The organism is Steroidobacter cummioxidans (assembly GCF_003104955.1).
Genome location: NZ_LSRW01000018.1, coordinates 47,222 through 64,719 on the forward strand (window position 1 = coordinate 47,222; position 17,498 = coordinate 64,719).

Here is a 17,498-nt window from a genome sequence, read left to right on the forward strand (position 1 = left end):
GGGCACCAAGTGAGAAACTGTCGCACTCGAGCCCGTAAACTAGAGAACCCGACGGAAGCGCCCATGCGTTTAGCGTGGGAAGAACAGACAGGCCCCGAATCGGAGACCCGCAACTGAGCAACACAATCGCAGCGGCCATTCCACCGCCCGACCGGCAGGCAGTGACACGGCTGTTGTCTGCGTGGCAGTCAGGGGATACCCGCGCCCTGGAACGACTGACGCCGCTCATATACGAGGAGCTGCGTAACCGGGCTCGCCGCTACATGAAACGCGAGCGGCCTGGCCACACACTGCAGGCCACTGCCGTCGTGCACGAGGCATTCGTCAAGCTCGTCGAGATGAATGTCTCGTGGCAGGACCGTGCGCACTTCTTTGCGGTTGCCGCGCGGCAGATGCGACGTATTCTGGTGGACCATGCCAAGACGCGGTTTCGCGAGAAGCGCGGCGGCACGACCACCGGCTCGCTCAATGACTTCGACATGGATGTGCTCGATCTCGGCCCAGCCACTGCGGGCGATATCGACGTGCTGGAAATCGACGAGGCGTTGCAGCGCCTGTCCGGCAACAATCCCCGCCTCGCGGAGATGGTGGAGCTGCATTATTTCGGCGGCCTCACCTATCAGGAGCTGTCCGAGACCCTGAAAGTGTCCGAGGCCACCGTCGATCGGGAGATCCGGCTCGCCAAGGCCTGGATCCTGCGCCAGATCCGACCGAACCGGAATCGCGAACCCGAACCTTCATGACGACGGGACAACCAGGGAAGATTGTCGACGACCGTTGGGAGCGCCTGCAGGATCTGTTCTCCCGCGCTGTCGAGTTGCCGGAACGCGAGCGCGAAGCCTTCGTCAGCGCGCAGACCGGCGACGACAAGGAACTGAAAGACGAGCTGCTCGAATTGCTGGCGTGCGACGTCGGCCAGTCCACCGGCCCGCTGACGCACGCGCTCGGCGCGGCCATCGATGCCACCACCCGCGACCGACGCAAGGCGCTGGTCGGGCGCGTGATCGGAAACTACAAGCTCGCGTCCATCCTCGGCCACGGCGGCACCGGCACGGTTTATCTGGGCGAGCGCGCCGACCGTCAGTATTCGGCGCAGGTCGCGGTCAAGATCGTCGACAACGCGACCATCCATGGCGACCTCGGGCAGCGCTTTCGTGCCGAACGGCAAATTCTCGCCAGCCTGAATCACGCCAACATCGCCCGGCTGCTCGACGCCGGCGAGACCCAGGAAGGCCAGCCGTATCTGGTCATGGAATATGTGCACGGCGAGCCCGTCGATCGTTATTGCGACCGGCAGCAGCTCGATCTCACGGCACGGCTGAAACTGTTTCTGGAAATATGTAACGCCGTCCAGTACGCGCACCAGAACCTGATCGTGCATCGCGACCTGAAGCCCGCCAACATCCTGGTGACGGCTGAAGGCTCGCCCAAACTGCTGGACTTCGGTATTGCGAAACTGCTCGACACCGGCGACGCGGCAGCCATGCTGGCGCTGACGCGCATGAACGACCGGCTGCTCACGCCGGAATATGCCAGCCCGGAACAGATTCTCGGCCGTCAGGTCACGACCGCCAGCGACGTGTATGCACTCGGTGTCGTTTTATATGAACTGCTCACCGGGCTGCGGCCGTACACCGTGCCCTCCTCGGCCAGCCAGCTCGAGCTGGAACGTTCCATCTGTATCAGCGATCCGCAGCGCCCGAGCACCGCGGTCAAGAAAGCGGTCGATGCGGCCCAGGCCACCGAAGGCGAATCGCCCATCGCCGCCATCGCGCTGGCTCGCGGACTGCAGCCGGACCGGTTGCAGAAACGCTTGCTCGGCGACATCGACTCGATCGTCATGCGCGCGCTTCGCAAGGAGCCGCAGCATCGCTATGGCTCGGTCGAACAGCTGGCGGCCGACGTGCGTCGTTATTTGTCGGCCGAACCGGTGGTCGCGCGCCAGGGCAACTGGCTGTACTACTCACAACGGTTCGTGAGCCGCCATGCGTTCGGCGTGTCGGCCGGCGCATTCCTGATGGTGGTCATCGTGGCGTTCGCGGTCGCGATGTCGGTGCAGAACCAGCGCATCGCCGCCGAGCGCGACCGCGCCACCAACGAAAGCAAATCGGCGCAGGCCGTCTCCGAATTCATGCTGGATGTGTTCTCCGCGGCCGAGCCTTTCAAAGCGCAAGGCAAAGAGATCACCGCACGGCAGCTGCTCGAACAGTCGGGCTTGCAGGTGCGAGCCGATAAAGGCATGCGTCCGGAAGTGCGAGCCCGATTGCTCGCTTCCATCGGTCGCGCGTTCCGCCGCAGCGGCGATCCGGAACGTTCGCTGAGTTATCTCGAGGACGCCGTGCATCTGCGCCGGCAAATGGCGAACGGCGGCGGCTTGCCAGCTGCCGACGACATGTCGGAACTGGCCATTACGCTGCGCGCACTGGGCGATATGGAGGGCTCGGCGCGCGTGATCAAAGAGGCGATGACGCTTTGTGATCGCATCGGCGGCCAGCGCACGCCCACCTACGCAACCTTGCTGACCAATCGCGGCCGTGTCGAATTTGCCAGCGGTGACGTGACACGCTCGCGGCAGTCGTTCGAGCAAGCGTTGGCATTGAATCGCCAGGTACGCGGACCGAACGATCAGGAAGTCGCAGTGGTGCTGCTCGACCTGTCGCTGGTGTTCATGTGGATGGACGACATTCCTTCGGTGGAACGCGTGACCCGTCAGGCCGTGGACATCTTCCGCCTCACCGCGAATCCGCTGCACCCGGATCGCGTGCTGGCCGAGACCCGGCTCGGTGAAGCGCTGCTGATGCAGAATCACATCAACGAGGCCGGCGAGCTGTTCGAAAGCACGCTCGAGAGCCAGCGTGTCCTGTTCGGCAACAACAGCCGGCAGGTCGCCGAAGTGCTCGACTCGTTGTCACAGATTCGTCGCGCGCAGGGCCAGCTGGGCGAATCGGAGCAGTTCGCCTCCGAAGCACTCAACTCTGCAGTGAATGCGATGGGCGCCGAGCACGCGTACACGCCGTACTTCCGCACGGCCTACGCCTCGGTGCTCATGCGTCGCGCGAAATACAACGACGCAGAGCGCGAGTTGCGGCATTCGCTGGACACGCTGGCAAAGACGCGACCGGCCGATCATCAATACGTGTGCTCGGCGGAGCATCTGCTTGGCGAGGTGCTGCTCGAGACCAATCGCCTGGCGGACGCCGAAGGGATGCTGACAGCAGCAATGAATCGCTGGAAGCGCACCGACGCGCCGGCCTGGCGCGCAGCCCGTTCGGCGAGCGCGCTTGGCGAAGTGTTCTTCAAGCAGGGCCGTATGCGTGAAGCAGAAACGTATTTGACGCGCGCCTACACCGAGCTGGCCGCCGACGACAGCGCAGATCGCGACGTGCGCATCAAGGCTCGGCAACGCATCGAGCACTTCTATATCGCCAATGGCCAGCGCGAAAAACTCAACGATCTGATGCTCGCCACCAGCGGCGCCGCTCCGGCCAACACGCCGCAGGCCCGACCGAATTAGCCAGCTGAACGAGCGTCGGGCTTGAACCCGGAGCTTCTGCTACAGTCTCAAGTACGAGACTCACTTGTAGGAGTGACGGCAACGATGCTCACACGATCCAACCTGTTCGCGACGCGGCTCGCGGTACTGCTGCTTTCCTGCGCCATTACGACGGGAGCGGTCGCCGGCGAGCGGCAGGATGGACGCTTGCTCACCTCGACACAGGTGCTGAGCGAGCTGATGCAGATGCCCGAGCAGAATATTCCGACCTGGCTCATGGAGCGCGCTTACGCGGTTGCCGTGATCCCCGGGGTCATCAAGGTCGGCCTGGGCATCGGCGGCCGTCGCGGTAAAGGCGTGCTGGTCGTGCGCAAGGACAGTGGCGCGTGGAGCAATCCGGTCTTCATCAATCTGACCGGCGGCAGCTTCGGCTTCCAGGTCGGCGTGCAGTCCACCGACGTCGTGCTAGTTTTCACCTCAAAGCAGAGCATCGAAGGCATCGTCGGCGGCAAGGTGACGTTGGGCGCAGACGCATCGGTTGCGGCAGGCCCGGTCGGCCGGCAGAGCTCGGCGGCCACCGACATCGGCCTCACCGCGCAGGTGTATTCATATTCGCGCGCCAGCGGCCTGTTCGCCGGCGTGGCGCTGGACGGCTCGGCCATCACCATCGACGGCTCCTCGAACGAGTCGTTCTATAAGAAGCCCGGCATCCTCGCCAGCGAGATCATCCGCGCCGACGCGCCGGCCGCACCGGCCCCGGCGGATCAATTCGTCGGAGCTGTGCAGCGCTCGGCGAGCCGCACGGCGCCGCCCGCCCCGGTCAGCGCTCCGCCGCCGGTCGCCCCGACCGAAGGGCCGTCCTCTACTGTGAACAGCTCTGATCCGAGCGGCGTGCAGACCTACCCCATGGAAGATCCACACCCGGGTCAGGAACCGCCGCAGTAAGAATGCATCGAATCTGGGGCGTGAGCCGAGTCGAACTCGCGGCAAGATGCCCCATCTAAACCCGCTCGGAATAGCGGCGCCGATGGTCCCCAGTTTGCTGACACGAGCCATCCGGATATGATCCGCGCGGCCCCCGACACGGCAGTCGGCACCTGTAAATACAGCGCAACGAGATTGCAATGAAATCGACTCATAAGTTCCAGCGCAGCGGCGGCTTCACGCTGATCGAAATCATGGTCGTGGTGGTGATCCTCGGCATTCTGGCCGCGATCGTCGCTCCGAATGTCATGCGCCGCATCGATGACGCGCAGCTGACCAAGGTGTCCAGCGACATCCGCACCATCGAGACTGCGTTGAACCTGTATCGCATGGATAACTTCCGTTATCCGACCACCGAGCAGGGCATCAAGGCGCTGTACGAGAAGCCCAACGACTCGAGCGTGCGCAACTGGAAGCAAGGCGGCTATCTCGACCCGAGCGCTCGCAAGGATCCCTGGGGTAATGACTATCGCTACGTCTACCCGGGCACGCACGGCAAGGAGTTCGACCTGTTCACCTACGGCGCCGACAACCAGGAGGGCGGCGAAGGCCTGGACGCCGACGTCGGTAACTGGATCAGCGACCGTCAGCAGTAACTCACCCAAAAGCCGACTTACGAGGGCGTAGTCGGCTCGTTAGAATTTGGCGCCATGAGCGCCTATACCGAAAACTCGCCGTCGCGCGCTGAAGTCGACGCCCTGCCGGGCGCGACGGTGATCGAGTTCGGCACCAACTGGTGCGGTTTCTGTGCCGCCGCCCAACCCCACATCGAGCAGGGCCTGGCCGCGCATCCCGAGCTGCGGCATTTCAAAGTCGAAGATGGCCCGGGCCGGCCGCTCGGCCGCTCCTTCCGCGTCAAGTTGTGGCCGACGCTGATCTTCATGAAGGACGGTGCCGAAGTCGCGCGCGTGGTGCGCCCAAGCTCGGCGCAAGCGATCCGCGACGCCGTCAACCAGATCGACCCTCCCTGAGCCGATCCGGCGCATGTGACCACAGCGTCCTCATTCGCCGTCCAACGCTACCTGCCCTGGCTGGTCGGCATCGTGCTGTTCATGGAACAGCTCGACTCGACCATCGTGAACACTGCCGTGCCGGCCATGGCACGCAGCCTCGAGGTCACGCCTCTCAGCCTCAAAGCCATCGTCGCCAGTTACATCCTGGCGCTCGCCGTCGGCATTCCCGTGAGCGGCTGGCTGGCCGATCGCTTCGGCACGCGCAAGTTATTCACTGCGGCCGTCGCAATTTTCACTTCGGCGTCGGTGCTGTGCGGCCTGTCGTTGAACGCGCCGATGCTGGTCGCCGCCCGCATCCTGCAAGGACTCGGCGCGGCGATGATGACGCCGGTCGGGCGGCTCGCCATCGTGCGGACGTTTCCAAAGTCACAACTGCTCGACAAGATGAATTTCGTCATCATTCCCGCGCTGATCGGCCCGCTGCTGGGCCCGACGGTGGGCGGATTGATCGTGCACTGGTGGTCGTGGCGCGAGATCTTTTTCGTCAACGTGCCGGTGGGGCTGGTCGCGCTGTGGATGAGTCGCCGTTATATGCCGGAGTATCGCAGCGACTCGCCACGGCCGCTGGATGTGATCGGGCTGGTGCTGTTCAGCTCGGGTGCAGCGCTGCTGTCGTGGCTGCTGGAAGTCTTCGGCGAGCATCGGCTCGATGTCACTTCTGCCGCTATTCTTTTCCTGGTGGCGTTCGCACTGCTCGGCACCTATGTCTTGCACGCGGTTCGCACCGAATATCCGCTCCTGAATCTGCGATTGTTCAAGGGACGCACGTTTCGAGTCTCGGTGCTCGGCGGCCTCATCACGCGGCTGGGTATCGGCGGTCTGCCATTTCTGTTGCCGCTGTTCTACCAGCTCGGCATGGGCATGCCGGCGTGGCAGTCCGGCCTGATGATGATGCCTTCGGCGATCGCGGCGATGACGGTGAAGGCGCTCGCGCCTCATCTGCTGCGCCGCTTCGGCTATCGACGCGTCCTGATCGTCAACACTTGCCTGATCGGCGTGGTGATCGGCCTGTTCGCGCTGGCGGACAAGAACACGCCCATCGCCGCCATCGTGCTGCTGAGCTTCCTGGTGGGATCGGGCAACTCGATGCAATTCTCCAGCATGAACTCACTGGCGTTCGCGGATATCGATGCGCGCAACACGAGCATGGCGAACACCATCGCCAGCTCCATGCAACAACTGTCGATGAGCTTCGGTCTGGCGTGCGGCTCGCTGCTGGCGGGCTGGTATCTGGGAAATCTGCCGCAGACCGATCAGATCGCGGTGACCAATGCGCTGCACGCGTCGTTCATTACGCTGGGCATCGCAACCATCGTTTCTTCGCTCAGCTTCTGGACGTTGCGCCCGGGGGATGGGCATGCGCTCACGGCGAAATCGGCAGCGCCGGTGTCGACGCGCGAGCCCGTCACTGACCAGTGACGAGCTCGCCCGTTTGCTATTAGCGAGCCAGATCCTTCAGCAAGCTGTTCCAATGCGCCAGCGCGCCGTCGATGGACGACACGGGCACCCGCTCATTCAAACCATGTGAGAACTCATCCGAGTCCTTCATGAACAAGCCCGACACACCGTAGCTCGGCACACCGAACGCCCGGAAATGCATGCTGTCGGTGGCACCAGCCGACATCGACGGCACGATCGACAAACCCGGGTAGTTGGCGTGCACCGCTTTGGTCACAGCGGCCATCACATCCTTGCGCAACGGCGATGCGTCGCTCGCGACCGAGCCGGTGATCTCCTGCGTTATCTTCACTTCCGGATCGGCTGCGACTTCGGCGAGCGTCTTCTGCACCTCCGCTATGGGCGTGCCCGGGAAGATACGGCAGTTGATGTTGGCAACGACCTTCTGCGGGAGCGCATTGGTCGCGTGACCGCCATCGATCATAGTGGCCACGCAAGTGGTGCGAATCTGGCCGATGTAGCTCGGATCATCGGACAAGGTCGCGATGGCCTGTTGATCTTCGGGATTCGCGACATAGCGCTTCACGGCCTGCGCCGTCGGCCCGGACAACTTCGGCAAGCTCTCGCGGAAGTACGCGAGCGTCAGCTCGTTATTCTTGGCAGGGAACTGATACGCGCCGATCCGCTCCAGCGCGGCGGCCAGCTGATTGATCGCATTCACTTTGCCCGGACGGCTGGAATGGCCGCCCGGATTGGTGACAGTGAGCTTGAAGTCCGCATAGGTTTTCTCGCCCGCCTGCAAGCCATAGACGACCGGCTGACCTTCTTCGGACAACAAACCGCCGCCGGCATCGCCGTTCAACGCCAGCTCGGCGTCTTTGAACTGCTCGGCGAGCTTGCGCGTACTGACCATCGCGGTTTCTTCGTCGCCCGACAGCGCGAGAATCACGTCGCGCTTGGGTTTCCAGCCATCGCGTTTGAGCTTGGCCAGCGTCGCGGTAATCATGGAAACATCGAACTTGTTGTCCGCCGAACCACGACCGAACACATAGCCGTTCTCGACCACCGGCGTGAACGGATCGCGCTCCCAGTCCTCGCGCTTGGCTGCGACGACGTCCATGTGACCGATGACGAGCAGCGGCTTCTTCTTGCTGTCCGTGCCTTTGAAGCGAGCGACCAGCGTCGCGGTGTTCGCGACCGGCTCGACGGCGATGTCGCCAGGCGAGTAACCGGCTTCGACCAGCACGCTCTTCAGATACTCCGCATAGGCCGGCACCTGACCCGCGCCGTCCACGGTCTGGAAACTGATCGACTTCTGCAGGATGGCCAACGCCTGATCGTGCAAAGCTTGATCGACCGCCGGCTTGCCGGCCGCCATGCCGCCAACGGCAACACTCATCGCGGCACAGCCGATGAGCGCGGCAACAGAGTGTCTAAGGCGCGAGCTGTATTTCACTGGAACCTCATGCGATACGCCATGGCCATGGCAAGCGCGCATTGTGGCATGACGCAGCAGTTTAGAAACAGGTTTGCCCGCCGTCGGCAGGCGCAACCAGCGCATCACTTTTTCTTTCGTAACAACGTCGCGATCAGCTTCGCCGGCCTGGCCTCCCGCTCGATCTGTTCGAACGTGCATTGACTCGGCGCCTTGTCCGGCCGCCAGCGCAGCAGTTTGGTACCGTGACGAAAGCGATCACCGGTGACATGGTCATAGCACACTTCGACCACCAGCTTCGGCTGCAGCGGCTCCCATTCCGTGGAGCGTTCGGTACTCCAGCGACTCGGCCCGCCGGGCGCATTGCCGGTGAAGCCCGAGCCGCCGCGCAATTTTTCCAGCCGCTGCGTCACCGCCTTGCGCTCGGCATTGGGAATGGATGAAGTAAATCCAACGTGATCGAGCAACCCCGCCTCGGTATACAACCCCAGCAGCAGCGAGCCGACCAGCCGGCTGTTGGTACCGTAGCGAAATCCACCGACGACGCAGTCGGCCGTCCGCAAGCGCTTTACCTTCAACATGGCGCGCTCGCCGCAGACATACGGAAGATCGAGCTGCTTCGCGATCACGCCATCCAGCGAGCCGCCGGCTGCGTTCAACCATTGCTGCGCAACCCGACGCTCGCGGGTGTACGGCGTAAGAACCAGCCCATCCGTCAGCGGCAACGACGCAAAGAATCGCTCTAGCTCTGCGCGACGCTTCTCGAACGGCTCGTCCAGCAAGCTGCGCCCTTGCGCGTCGTACAGCAAATCGAACAACATCAAAGTCGCCGGTGTTTCATTCGACAACTTGCGAACGCGGCTTGCGGCGGGATGCAAGCGCATCTGTAACGCATCGAACGAGAGCGATGTGCCGACGGGAATCGCGAGCTCGCCATCAAGGACGAACTGTCGTGGGCGCAGGGCTCGCACACGCTCCACCACTTCGGGAAAGTATCTCGCCAGCGGTTTACCCGACTTTGCCTGCAAATCGACGCGATCGCCGCTGCGGAACACGACGCATCGAAAGCCATCCCACTTCGGCTCGAACTGCCATCCCGTGCTCGTCGGCAACTCACTGACCAGCCGCGCCTCCATCGGCTCCAGACTGGCCGGAATCGACGCTTTGCTCACGGCCTTGGGCACAACAACTCCTGTAGCGGTATGCCCGAACTCAACGCGGGAAGCACACGCAAGTTCAGCCGCACGGAATTCATCGTTCCGCGCTATTCCGCTATCGCAACCCGCTCCGCCAGGAAATCCATGAACACGCGAACTCGTGTCGCGAGTCGGGCGTGCCCGATATACAACGCATGTATATCTTCGCTGTCTTCCTTGATGTAAGGCTGCAACAACGGCACCAGCCGCCCGGCCCTGACATCCTCCCCCACCAGAAAATCCGCCAGCCGCGCCACACCCGCGCCACCGATGCACATCAACCGCAAGGACTCGCCGGAGTTCGCCAGAAAATTCCCCGCGACATGAAACTGTTTGCTCCGATTGCCGGTTCGGAACGACCAGCCTTCGATCGAGCGGCGGTAGCTGAAGTTCAGGCAGTTGTGCCGATCGAGATCCGCCGGTATCCGCGGCGTGCCATGACGTTGCAAATAGTCCGGAGCCGCGACAACGAGCCATCGACTGCTGCCCAGTTTGCGCGCCCGAAGCGACGAGTCTCGCAACGCGCCGTGACGGATCGCGACATCCGTGCGCTCGCTGACCAGATCGACCAATGCATCGGTCAGCGACAGGTCCAGCGTGATCTTCGGATACCGCTGCAGGAACTCCGGCAACACCGGCAACAGCCGATGAATCCCAAACGGCGTCGACGCGCTCACCCGCAAGCGCCCGCGCGGCTCGCTCTTGTCGGTCGTGAACGAGCGCTCCAGCTCATCCAGCTCCATCAGCAGCTTTTGCGCCTGGCTGCGAAACTTCTCTCCCTCCGGCGTCACCGATAGCGAGCGCGTCGTGCGCGTCAGCAGTCGCACTCCCAGGCGGGCTTCGAGCCGGGCGACGCTACGGCTCACTGCGGACGGAGTCTGGCGCAACGCCTTGGCGGCTGCGGCGAAACTGCCGCGCTCGACACTGCGCAAAAAAGCCTCGATTTCGCCGGTTCTGTTGTCCATGGAGTCGCCCCGATTCGTTCATTCAATGCACGACGATCGTGTAGATGGACATTCTTATCAGCAATCGAGCTGGCCCGCATCATAGCCTTCCCTCCACCCTCGGGACTGGCCATGCCTCTTGCCTTGTATGCGCTCGCGGTCGGCGCCTTCGGAATCGGCGTCACCGAATTCGTCATCATGGGACTGCTGCTGGAAGTCAGCGGCGATCTCAATGTATCTATCTCCGCCGCCGGCATGTTGATTTCGGGCTATGCGCTCGGCGTCATGGCTGGTGCGCCGATCATGACTGTGGTGACGGCACGCTGGCCGCGCAAGGCGACGCTGCTCGCACTGATGGCGATCTTCACGATCGGCAACCTTGCTTGTGCCCTCGCGCCCAGCTACTTCGGATTGTTAGCGGCTCGCATACTGACGGCCTTCGCGCATGGCACGTTCTTCGGCGTCGGCTCGGTCGTCGCGACGCAACTGGTCGCGCCTCAACAGCGCGCGTCGGCCATCGCGATCATGTTCACAGGACTGACGATCGCTACGGTGCTCGGCGTTCCGTTCGGCACATGGCTCGGTCAGTTGGCCGGATGGCGCGCGACGTTCTGGGCAGTGGTTGGCATCGGCGCTTTTGCGCTGGCAGTCATTGCCGTGCTTGTGCCGCGTGACGCCGGAAAAATCGAAGAGGGCGACTGGCGCAGCGATCTTCGTGCGCTCGCTCGCGCTCCCGTCGCGCTGGCGTTGCTGACAACGGTGTTCGGCTTCGGCGGCATGTTCGTGGTGTTCACTTACATCGCGCCGATGCTGACTCAGCTCACGCATGTGGGCGAGCGGGCCGTGTCGCTGGTGATGCTGGTCTTCGGCGGCGGCCTGGTCGTCGGCAACATCGTTGGCGGCAAACTTGCGGATCGATATCTGGAAGCGACGCTCATCGGTTCGCTGCTGATGCTGGCGGCCGTACTGGGGCTGATGACGTTTGCCGTTCATGATGGCATCGCCATGGTGGTGTTTGTCGCCTTGCTCGGCGCGGCCGCTTTCGCGACGGTGCCACCGCTGCAGATGTGGGTGCTGGAAAAATCCAAGGGCGCGGGCCAGAGCCTGGCGTCGAGCTTCAACATCGGCGCGTTCAATCTCGGCAACGCACTCGGCGCCTGGCTGGGTGGCACAGTCATCGATCATGGCCCTGGCTTGCCCGCACTGCCCTGGGTCGCGGCGCTGCTGCCACTGCTTGCGGCCGCATTGGCGCTCAAAGGACTGCGCGCCTCGCGAGTTGCGACGGCTACGTGTTAGCCAGTAACGGCTAGAGCAATGACGCCGATCACGATGAGCACGGCTCCCGTCAATCGTATCGGCGTCACTTGTTCCTTGAGCAGACGCGCACCGAAGTAGGTTCCGATCAGCGTCGCCAGCTCTCGCATGGGCGCGACGTGACCGATGGGCGCATGTTTCATCGCGTACAGCACGAGGATGTAGCCCAGCGGACCCAGCACGGCGACGATGAGAATCGGCCCGCGATACAGTCGCCATTCAGCGAGCAATGCAGGCGGATCTCGCAACGCCAGTGGCGCAAGCACCGTGAGGCGCAACAGATTGCCGGTGAAGTCGATGAGGAACGGCGACAGCATCAGCGTCTTTACCGCCCAACCATCATTGATCGTATAGCCGGCGATGAACACTCCCGTGAGCAAGCCCAGCGCGATACCCGCGCGCGGTGCCTTGTGAGCTTCATTCGCAAGACCCGACACCATCAGAATGCCACCCACGATCAGCAATACGCCCAGCACCGAGAATAGATTGGCCGGCTCGTGCAACAGGAATGTCGCGGCAAGGAAAGACAACAACGGCCCGGTGCCACGAGCGAGTGGATACACCAGCGACAAATCGGAAACTCTGTAACCCGCCTGCAGCGTGAGCGAGTAGCCCATGTGCAAGATGCCGGTCATCAGCAGCGCTACCCAGTGCGCGGTCTCGAATTGCAGTCGCGAGTTCGCGAGCACCCATAGCACCGCGGGAGCGTACAGAATCACCGAGCCGAGCGAATACAACCAAACAAAATGACGCGATCCCGAAGCGCGCTTGGCGGCGAGATTCCATGTGGCATGAGTAAACGCCGCCAACAGGACGGCCGCGATCGCAAGGGGATGCATGCCGCGATTTTAACAGGCAGCCGCCGAGGAAACGGCGGCAAGAAGCGGAGTGCCAGCCGCGGGCCGCAGCGGCAAGGTAGGCCCCTCGACTCAATGATCCTGGAATCCGCCATGAGCTTTCAAATCACTGGACTGCCTCTCAGTCAGTTCTCGCCGCTGTTCGCGCTATCCGATGAAGAATTGGCGCGCCGTGGTGCTATTCGCGTGACCGCCGATCAAAGCCTCGGCTTTCCCTGTCGAGTCAGCCTGCAGGATGCCGCGGTCGGCGAGCGACTGATCCTGCTGAACTACGAGCACCTGCCCGTCGCCACACCTTACCGTTCACGCCACGCCATCTACGTCCGCCAGTCCGCAACCGAAGCGCAGCTCGCCATCGACGAAGTTCCTCAGCTACTCCGCCCTCGCCTGCTTTCCGTCCGGGCCTTCGACGCACAAGGCATGATGAAGGCCGCGGATGTGGCCCCCGGCACCGCCATCGAAAACCTCATCGAGCAAATGTTCAGCCACGCAGCGGTCGCATTCCTGCATGTTCACAATGCCAAGTGGGGCTGCTACGCCGCCCGGGTGGATCGGGCCTAGACTCAGGTCGTATCGAACGCGTTGGGCGAGGAGCCCCGGGCGCCACAGAAGGGACAGACCACCGCAGTGTTGAGATGAAGACGGTCGCACTGGCGGCACTTGATCAGCTCCTTGCTCAAGTCCACCGCGCCGTCAGCGAGACCATCCAGCAGATCGGTGCTCGCCACATATTTCTCGAGCTCCGCGTCCGACAAGTCGACCTTGTCTTTGAGCAGACGCCACAACGACAGAGTGACCAGCTTGAGCTGCTCGTGCCGCCGCTCCAGCTCGAGCAGCCGCGCTTCGGTCGAGCCTGCCTGCGCTTGCAACGAACTCGATAGTTGTTCGCGTCGTTCAGCTTCGGCCCGCAGGCGCTGGATGTCGGAGTCTTGGAACAGGTTCCAGATGAAGTCGATCATGGGCTGTCCTTGGCAGTGACGGGGCGATTGTTAGAACAGCTTAATACTTTGAGCTGACACCGCCATGCTATCGTCGAGGCATGCTCAAAACATACTCCGGCAGTTGCCATTGCGGCGCGGTGCGGTTCGAGGCGGAGATCGATCTCACGCAGCCGACATATCGCTGTAATTGCTCGATTTGTGCCAGGAACCGGTTCTGGCCGGCGATCGTGATGCCGGAGCAGTTTCGCCTGCTGGCGGGCGAGGCAGAGCTGACCAGGTATTTGTTCAACACGCGACGCAACGAGCATTACTTCTGCAAACATTGCGGCGTGCGCTCGTTCGGTATCGGCAATACGCCGGATGGGCAGCGAATTTATGGCGTAAACCTGGGCTGCCTGGAAAACGCCACGCCCGACGAATTGGCGGCAGCGCCGATCGTGTACGTCGACGGTAAGCACGACAACTGGAACAACGCGCCAGCCGTCACCAGCTATCTTTGAAACGGCACAAAAATACCCCCCTCTCTCAGTGAGAGAGGGGGGTGTGGGTCTTACGCGCCGATAGCCTGAGGGACCTCGGCAACCCCACCCGACTGCCGCTCGAACAACCGCCGGTAGTGACCATGCGACCGGCGCAGCAGCGCCTCGTGCGAGCCCTCCTCGACGATGCGGCCGTGCTCGAATACCAGGATGCGATCCATCGCCATCACCGTCGACAAGCGATGCGCGATCACAATGGACGTGCGGCCCGACATCAAGCGATCCATCGCCTGCTGAATCAGCGCCTCCGATTCCGAGTCGAGGCTCGAGGTCGCCTCGTCGAGAATCAGAATCGGCGCGTCCGCCAGGAACGCTCGCGCCAACGCCACACGTTGCCGCTCGCCACCGGACAGCTTCACACCGCGCTCGCCGACCAACGTCTGATAACCACGCGGCAACCGCGCGATGAAGTCGTGAGCATTCGCCAGTCGGGCAGCGCGCTCGATCTCCTCCATCGTCGCCTCCGGCCGGGCATACGAAATGTTCTCTGCCAGGCTGCGATGAAACAGGATGGGCTCCTGCTGCACGATCGCGATCTGCGACCGCAACGATTCCTGCGTGGCATGCGACACATCCTGACCGTCGATCAACACGCGACCTTCGGTCACGTCGTACAACCGCTGGATCAGTTTCACGAACGTGGTCTTACCCGAGCCCGAGTGCCCGACCAGGCCGATACGCTCGCCCGGTGCGATCCGCACGTTCAAGTCTCGATACAGCGGGGTGTGCTGACCGGCGTAACAGAACGTCACGTGGTCGAACCGCACCTCACCCGCATCGATGCGCAGCGGCCGCGCACCCGGCGAATCCGCCACGCCCATGGGCTCGGCGTGCAGCTGAACCATTTCTTCCATTTCGTTCACGGAGCGCTGCAAGTGATGAACGTGCTGACCGATATCACGCAGATACCCGTGCACGACGAAGTAAGTCGTCAGCACATAGGTGATCTCGCCCGGCGTCGCTCGTCCCTGCCACCACAACCACAGAGCGGTCCCGGTGACGGCCGAGCGAACGAACCAAAGCAGCGCGAGCTGACCCGAGCCGCTCCACGTATGCAACATCCAGGTGCGATGCGTCCGACGCGACCATTTGTTGACGACCCGGCTCAGCCGCGCATCCTCGCGCGCTTCCGCACCGAAGGACTTCACGACGGCATTCGCACCGAGTGCGTCCGCGAGCACGCCACCCATGCGCGTGTCCTGCGCATTGGAAAGACGCGAAGCCGGCGCGATGAGGCGAGTAGCGAGTGTCACCGTCAGCAGCACATAGGCAATCGAGCCTAGCGCCATCACGACACCCATGATCGGCCACCGCTGACCGAGCAGAAACACCGTGCCGACCAGCACGACCAACGACGGCAACAGTGCCAACAGCAGCACGTCATTGATCATGTCGAGCGCCCACATACCGCGCGTGATCTTTCGCACGATCGAACCGGCAAAACTGTTGTTGTGCCAATCCGTCGAGAAGCGCTGCACCCGATGAAACGCACCCTGCGAAACATTGCGCATCATGCCCAGCGTGAGCGGCACGATGGACCACCAGGCCAGATGCCGCAGCACCACCATGGTCAATCCCAATCCCATCATGACCAGAAAGGAATCGAGTGCGACGTGAGCAAACTCGCGACCCTGCGCGAGCGCATCGACCAGCCGGCCCGCATAGACGGGCACGATCACTTCAGTGACCGTCGCCAGCATCATGGCCGCAGCCACGACGACGACCAGCCACTTGCGCTGCGCCCAATGGCGGAGCGTGAAAACAAGTACATTACGGAGGACCTGCGAGCCCTCGACGCGAGATTTGACCATGATGAGCGAGCGCGTTACCGCGCCGTCCTTGCGAAGCCGATGGAGTCGGGAAGGCGGCGAACACCCCGATCTGGGGTTGAGCCGCGGTTTTTCTACCGGGAGCCCGGATTTACCGGAAACTGACCGATGGGAGGTGCAGGCTGAATAGCTTCATGGGTGCCCTCCTTGCTTCGCGACGGGCCAATGGGAAGAGCCCTCATTCAATCATTGTTCGCTGTTTTGAGCAAGCGCCGATTGCAGCGCTGCTACATACATCGGTGTAGCAGAGATTGTGTTATGGCCGGTCTCGGGAATGACATGCAAACGCGCCACCCCCTGCCGGAAGCGAGCATACAAAGCGTTGCTGCTGGCGCGCGGAATGATTTGATCGTGCTCGGCGACCACAAAAAGCGTTGGCACACCGATGAGTGGCGCATAACGCCAGGATTCATATCGGTCACGGATCAACCACTTCACCGGAAACATCGGGAATTGACTGGCCCCCAGCTCGACGATGCTCGAGTAGGGAGTAATCAGCACCAGGCCCGTTGCGGGCCGCTGACTGGCAAGGCGAATGGCCACGCCCGAGCCCAGACTGCGCCCCATCACGAGCACGTTTGGATGCCTGGCGTGCACATAGTCGAACAAGGCCAGCGCATCCTGCGAAATGCCAGCCTCACTTGGACTCCCCGAGCTGCCGCCATAGCCCCGATAGTTCATGAGATACAGCGCATGCTCGGGGAACGCTGCAGAAAAGGACGGCAGGTTGAACGTCACATCCTCGCCGTTACCGCCGAAGTACACGATGGCGTTCGGACCATCGTGCGCACGGACGCTGATGACCAGCTCCGCTCCCTCCACTGACAATGGCAGCGTCGCCGACCTCTCACCCCGCGGCCGCGGCTGCGGGTAGTAGAGCATCGAGCGCTGAAAAAAGAACAGCGCGGCACACAGGCCGACATAAACGATCGCGACGAAGACGACGAAGCTGAGCAACTGCCTCACGACTTACCTTGCCGGCAACGGTGACACTCCGATCAGCAACAGATGCAACCATAAGACAAAGATCACATACAACGCCAGACCGCCAGCCACGGCGATGAGATCGTTGTACTTGCCCGGCGGCGGCCCCGGCACCGGACGGACCACGGCGCGACGCTTCACTGAAATTCGATCAGCCACGGCCCAGATCAGAAAGCCGCCGAACAACAGCACGTCCGCCAGCATGCCGTTGGCCAGCAAGTGGGCGAATGCCCATAACTTCACCGAAGCCAGCATTGGATGTTTCACCGCCGCCTTGATGCGCCCGGGCAGATAGGCTGCGAGCAGCAACGGGAACACTGGCAACATCAACAACAGGGTGAGATGCCGCATCCACAGCGGTGGCGCGTACACGAGGACGGGGTGCTGGCGAGCGACACCGTACCCCCACACCAACAGCACGAAACCGAAAATCGACAGCAGCGAGTAGATGGCTTTGTAGGGCCGCTCGCCGAGCCGCGCGACCGCCCCGCTCCGGAACGTCGGCGACACGATCTCTACCGAGTGCACGCCGAGAAAGATCACCAGCCCCAGAATCAGGTAAAGCATCGTG

At 62.6% G+C, this 17,498-nt stretch carries 17 protein-coding genes; 9 read left to right on the plus strand and 8 right to left on the minus strand.

Annotated elements, in window-relative coordinates; genetic code table 11:
- Nucleotides 1-161: 161 nt before the first annotated feature.
- The 6 genes from D0550_RS11650 to D0550_RS11675 all read left to right on the plus strand — a co-directional run bounded on the left by D0550_RS11650 (nt 162) and on the right by D0550_RS11675 (nt 6,909).
- Nucleotides 162-743 (plus strand): ECF-type sigma factor, encoded by a 582-nt coding sequence (locus D0550_RS11650; RefSeq protein ID WP_206606216.1) that lies wholly within the window; start codon nt 162-164, stop codon nt 741-743.
- Complete coding sequence (locus tag D0550_RS11655; protein WP_116809365.1) at nt 740-3,514, plus strand: serine/threonine-protein kinase; 2,775 nt, start codon at nt 740-742, stop codon at nt 3,512-3,514. Before D0550_RS11650 ends, D0550_RS11655 begins: the two co-directional genes overlap by 4 nt.
- An 84-nt stretch (nt 3,515-3,598) precedes the next feature.
- A complete protein-coding gene (locus D0550_RS11660) occupies nt 3,599-4,438 on the plus strand; it encodes a lipid-binding SYLF domain-containing protein (RefSeq protein ID WP_116809366.1) in 840 nt (279 codons plus the stop codon).
- A gap of 179 nt (nt 4,439-4,617) precedes the next feature.
- Nucleotides 4,618-5,073, plus strand: coding sequence for a type II secretion system major pseudopilin GspG (gspG, locus tag D0550_RS11665; RefSeq protein ID WP_116809367.1), 456 nt, complete (start codon nt 4,618-4,620; stop codon nt 5,071-5,073).
- Between the two features lie 54 nt (nt 5,074-5,127).
- Entirely contained in the window at nt 5,128-5,448 is a 321-nt protein-coding gene (locus tag D0550_RS11670; RefSeq protein ID WP_116809368.1) for a thioredoxin family protein, read from the plus strand.
- An 81-nt stretch (nt 5,449-5,529) separates the two neighbouring features.
- Nucleotides 5,530-6,909 carry a DHA2 family efflux MFS transporter permease subunit gene (locus D0550_RS11675; protein WP_116809438.1) on the plus strand — a complete coding sequence of 460 codons (1,380 nt, stop codon included), beginning with the start codon at nt 5,530-5,532 and terminating at the stop codon, nt 6,907-6,909.
- A 19-nt stretch (nt 6,910-6,928) separates the two neighbouring features.
- Here D0550_RS11675 and D0550_RS11680 read toward each other — a convergent pair whose 3' ends face one another.
- From D0550_RS11680 to D0550_RS11690, 3 genes are all read right to left on the minus strand, one after another.
- The gene (locus D0550_RS11680; protein ID WP_116809439.1) at nt 6,929-8,386 is read right to left on the minus strand and encodes a M20/M25/M40 family metallo-hydrolase; all 1,458 of its coding nucleotides are present in this window, start codon (nt 8,384-8,386) and stop codon (nt 6,929-6,931) included.
- Between the two features lie 62 nt (nt 8,387-8,448).
- Entirely contained in the window at nt 8,449-9,507 is a 1,059-nt protein-coding gene (locus D0550_RS11685) for an ATP-dependent DNA ligase (RefSeq protein WP_206606219.1), read from the minus strand.
- Nucleotides 9,508-9,587: 80 nt separating this feature from the next.
- The gene (locus D0550_RS11690) at nt 9,588-10,484 is read right to left on the minus strand and encodes a LysR family transcriptional regulator (RefSeq protein ID WP_116809369.1); all 897 of its coding nucleotides are present in this window, start codon (nt 10,482-10,484) and stop codon (nt 9,588-9,590) included.
- 111 nt (nt 10,485-10,595) lie between these two features.
- Here D0550_RS11690 and D0550_RS11695 point away from each other — a divergent pair, with 111 nt between their 5' ends.
- Complete coding sequence (locus D0550_RS11695) at nt 10,596-11,759, plus strand: MFS transporter (RefSeq protein WP_116809370.1); 1,164 nt, start codon at nt 10,596-10,598, stop codon at nt 11,757-11,759.
- Here the strand turns inward: D0550_RS11695 and D0550_RS11700 are convergent.
- On the minus strand, nt 11,756-12,616 hold the full coding sequence (locus tag D0550_RS11700; RefSeq protein WP_116809371.1) for a DMT family transporter: 861 nt from the start codon (nt 12,614-12,616) through the stop codon (nt 11,756-11,758). The genes D0550_RS11695 and D0550_RS11700 overlap by 4 nt on opposite strands.
- Here D0550_RS11700 and D0550_RS11705 point away from each other — a divergent pair.
- Entirely contained in the window at nt 12,611-13,195 is a 585-nt protein-coding gene (locus tag D0550_RS11705) for a DUF1203 domain-containing protein (RefSeq protein WP_241520786.1), read from the plus strand. The two genes, D0550_RS11700 and D0550_RS11705, sit on opposite strands and share 6 nt — an antisense overlap.
- A gap of 2 nt (nt 13,196-13,197) precedes the next feature.
- On the opposite strand, the gene D0550_RS11710 is transcribed toward D0550_RS11705, so the two are convergent.
- Nucleotides 13,198-13,593, minus strand: a complete 396-nt coding sequence (locus D0550_RS11710; RefSeq protein ID WP_116809372.1) for a hypothetical protein — start codon at nt 13,591-13,593, stop codon at nt 13,198-13,200.
- A gap of 80 nt (nt 13,594-13,673) precedes the next feature.
- Here D0550_RS11710 and D0550_RS11715 point away from each other — a divergent pair, with 80 nt between their 5' ends.
- Nucleotides 13,674-14,075, plus strand: coding sequence for a GFA family protein (locus D0550_RS11715; RefSeq protein ID WP_116809373.1), 402 nt, complete (start codon nt 13,674-13,676; stop codon nt 14,073-14,075).
- A 50-nt stretch (nt 14,076-14,125) separates the two neighbouring features.
- Here the strand turns inward: D0550_RS11715 and D0550_RS11720 are convergent, their stop codons facing one another.
- The 3 genes from D0550_RS11720 to D0550_RS11730 form a co-directional block, all read right to left on the minus strand.
- Nucleotides 14,126-15,925 (minus strand): ABC transporter ATP-binding protein, encoded by a 1,800-nt coding sequence (locus D0550_RS11720; RefSeq protein ID WP_116809374.1) that lies wholly within the window; start codon nt 15,923-15,925, stop codon nt 14,126-14,128.
- Nucleotides 15,926-16,129: 204 nt separating this feature from the next.
- On the minus strand, nt 16,130-16,909 hold the full coding sequence (locus D0550_RS11725; RefSeq protein WP_206606220.1) for an alpha/beta hydrolase: 780 nt from the start codon (nt 16,907-16,909) through the stop codon (nt 16,130-16,132).
- A gap of 3 nt (nt 16,910-16,912) precedes the next feature.
- On the minus strand, nt 16,913-17,494 hold the full coding sequence (locus tag D0550_RS11730) for an NnrU family protein (protein WP_116809375.1): 582 nt from the start codon (nt 17,492-17,494) through the stop codon (nt 16,913-16,915).
- Nucleotides 17,495-17,498 lie beyond the last annotated feature (4 nt).

Bases quoted from the DNA above. Each gene is read 5' to 3' on its own strand.
- D0550_RS11655 (WP_116809365.1), top strand. From the start codon at position 740: ATGACGACGGGACAACCAGGGAAGATTGTCGACGACCGTTGGGAGCGC.
- D0550_RS11660 (WP_116809366.1), top strand. From the start codon at position 3,599: ATGCTCACACGATCCAACCTGTTCGCGACGCGGCTCGCGGTACTGCTG.
- gspG (WP_116809367.1), top strand. From the start codon at position 4,618: ATGAAATCGACTCATAAGTTCCAGCGCAGCGGCGGCTTCACGCTGATC.
- D0550_RS11670 (WP_116809368.1), top strand. From the start codon at position 5,128: ATGAGCGCCTATACCGAAAACTCGCCGTCGCGCGCTGAAGTCGACGCC.
- D0550_RS11675 (WP_116809438.1), top strand. From the start codon at position 5,530: ATGGAACAGCTCGACTCGACCATCGTGAACACTGCCGTGCCGGCCATG.
- D0550_RS11680 (WP_116809439.1), bottom strand. From the start codon at position 8,386: ATGCGCGCTTGCCATGGCCATGGCGTATCGCATGAGGTTCCAGTGAAA.
- D0550_RS11690 (WP_116809369.1), bottom strand. From the start codon at position 10,484: ATGGACAACAGAACCGGCGAAATCGAGGCTTTTTTGCGCAGTGTCGAG.
- D0550_RS11695 (WP_116809370.1), top strand. From the start codon at position 10,596: ATGCCTCTTGCCTTGTATGCGCTCGCGGTCGGCGCCTTCGGAATCGGC.
- D0550_RS11705 (WP_241520786.1), top strand. From the start codon at position 12,611: ATGCATGCCGCGATTTTAACAGGCAGCCGCCGAGGAAACGGCGGCAAG.
- D0550_RS11700 (WP_116809371.1), bottom strand. From the start codon at position 12,616: ATGCATCCCCTTGCGATCGCGGCCGTCCTGTTGGCGGCGTTTACTCAT.
- D0550_RS11710 (WP_116809372.1), bottom strand. From the start codon at position 13,593: ATGATCGACTTCATCTGGAACCTGTTCCAAGACTCCGACATCCAGCGC.
- D0550_RS11715 (WP_116809373.1), top strand. From the start codon at position 13,674: ATGCTCAAAACATACTCCGGCAGTTGCCATTGCGGCGCGGTGCGGTTC.
- D0550_RS11720 (WP_116809374.1), bottom strand. From the start codon at position 15,925: ATGGTCAAATCTCGCGTCGAGGGCTCGCAGGTCCTCCGTAATGTACTT.
- D0550_RS11730 (WP_116809375.1), bottom strand. From the start codon at position 17,494: ATGCTTTACCTGATTCTGGGGCTGGTGATCTTTCTCGGCGTGCACTCG.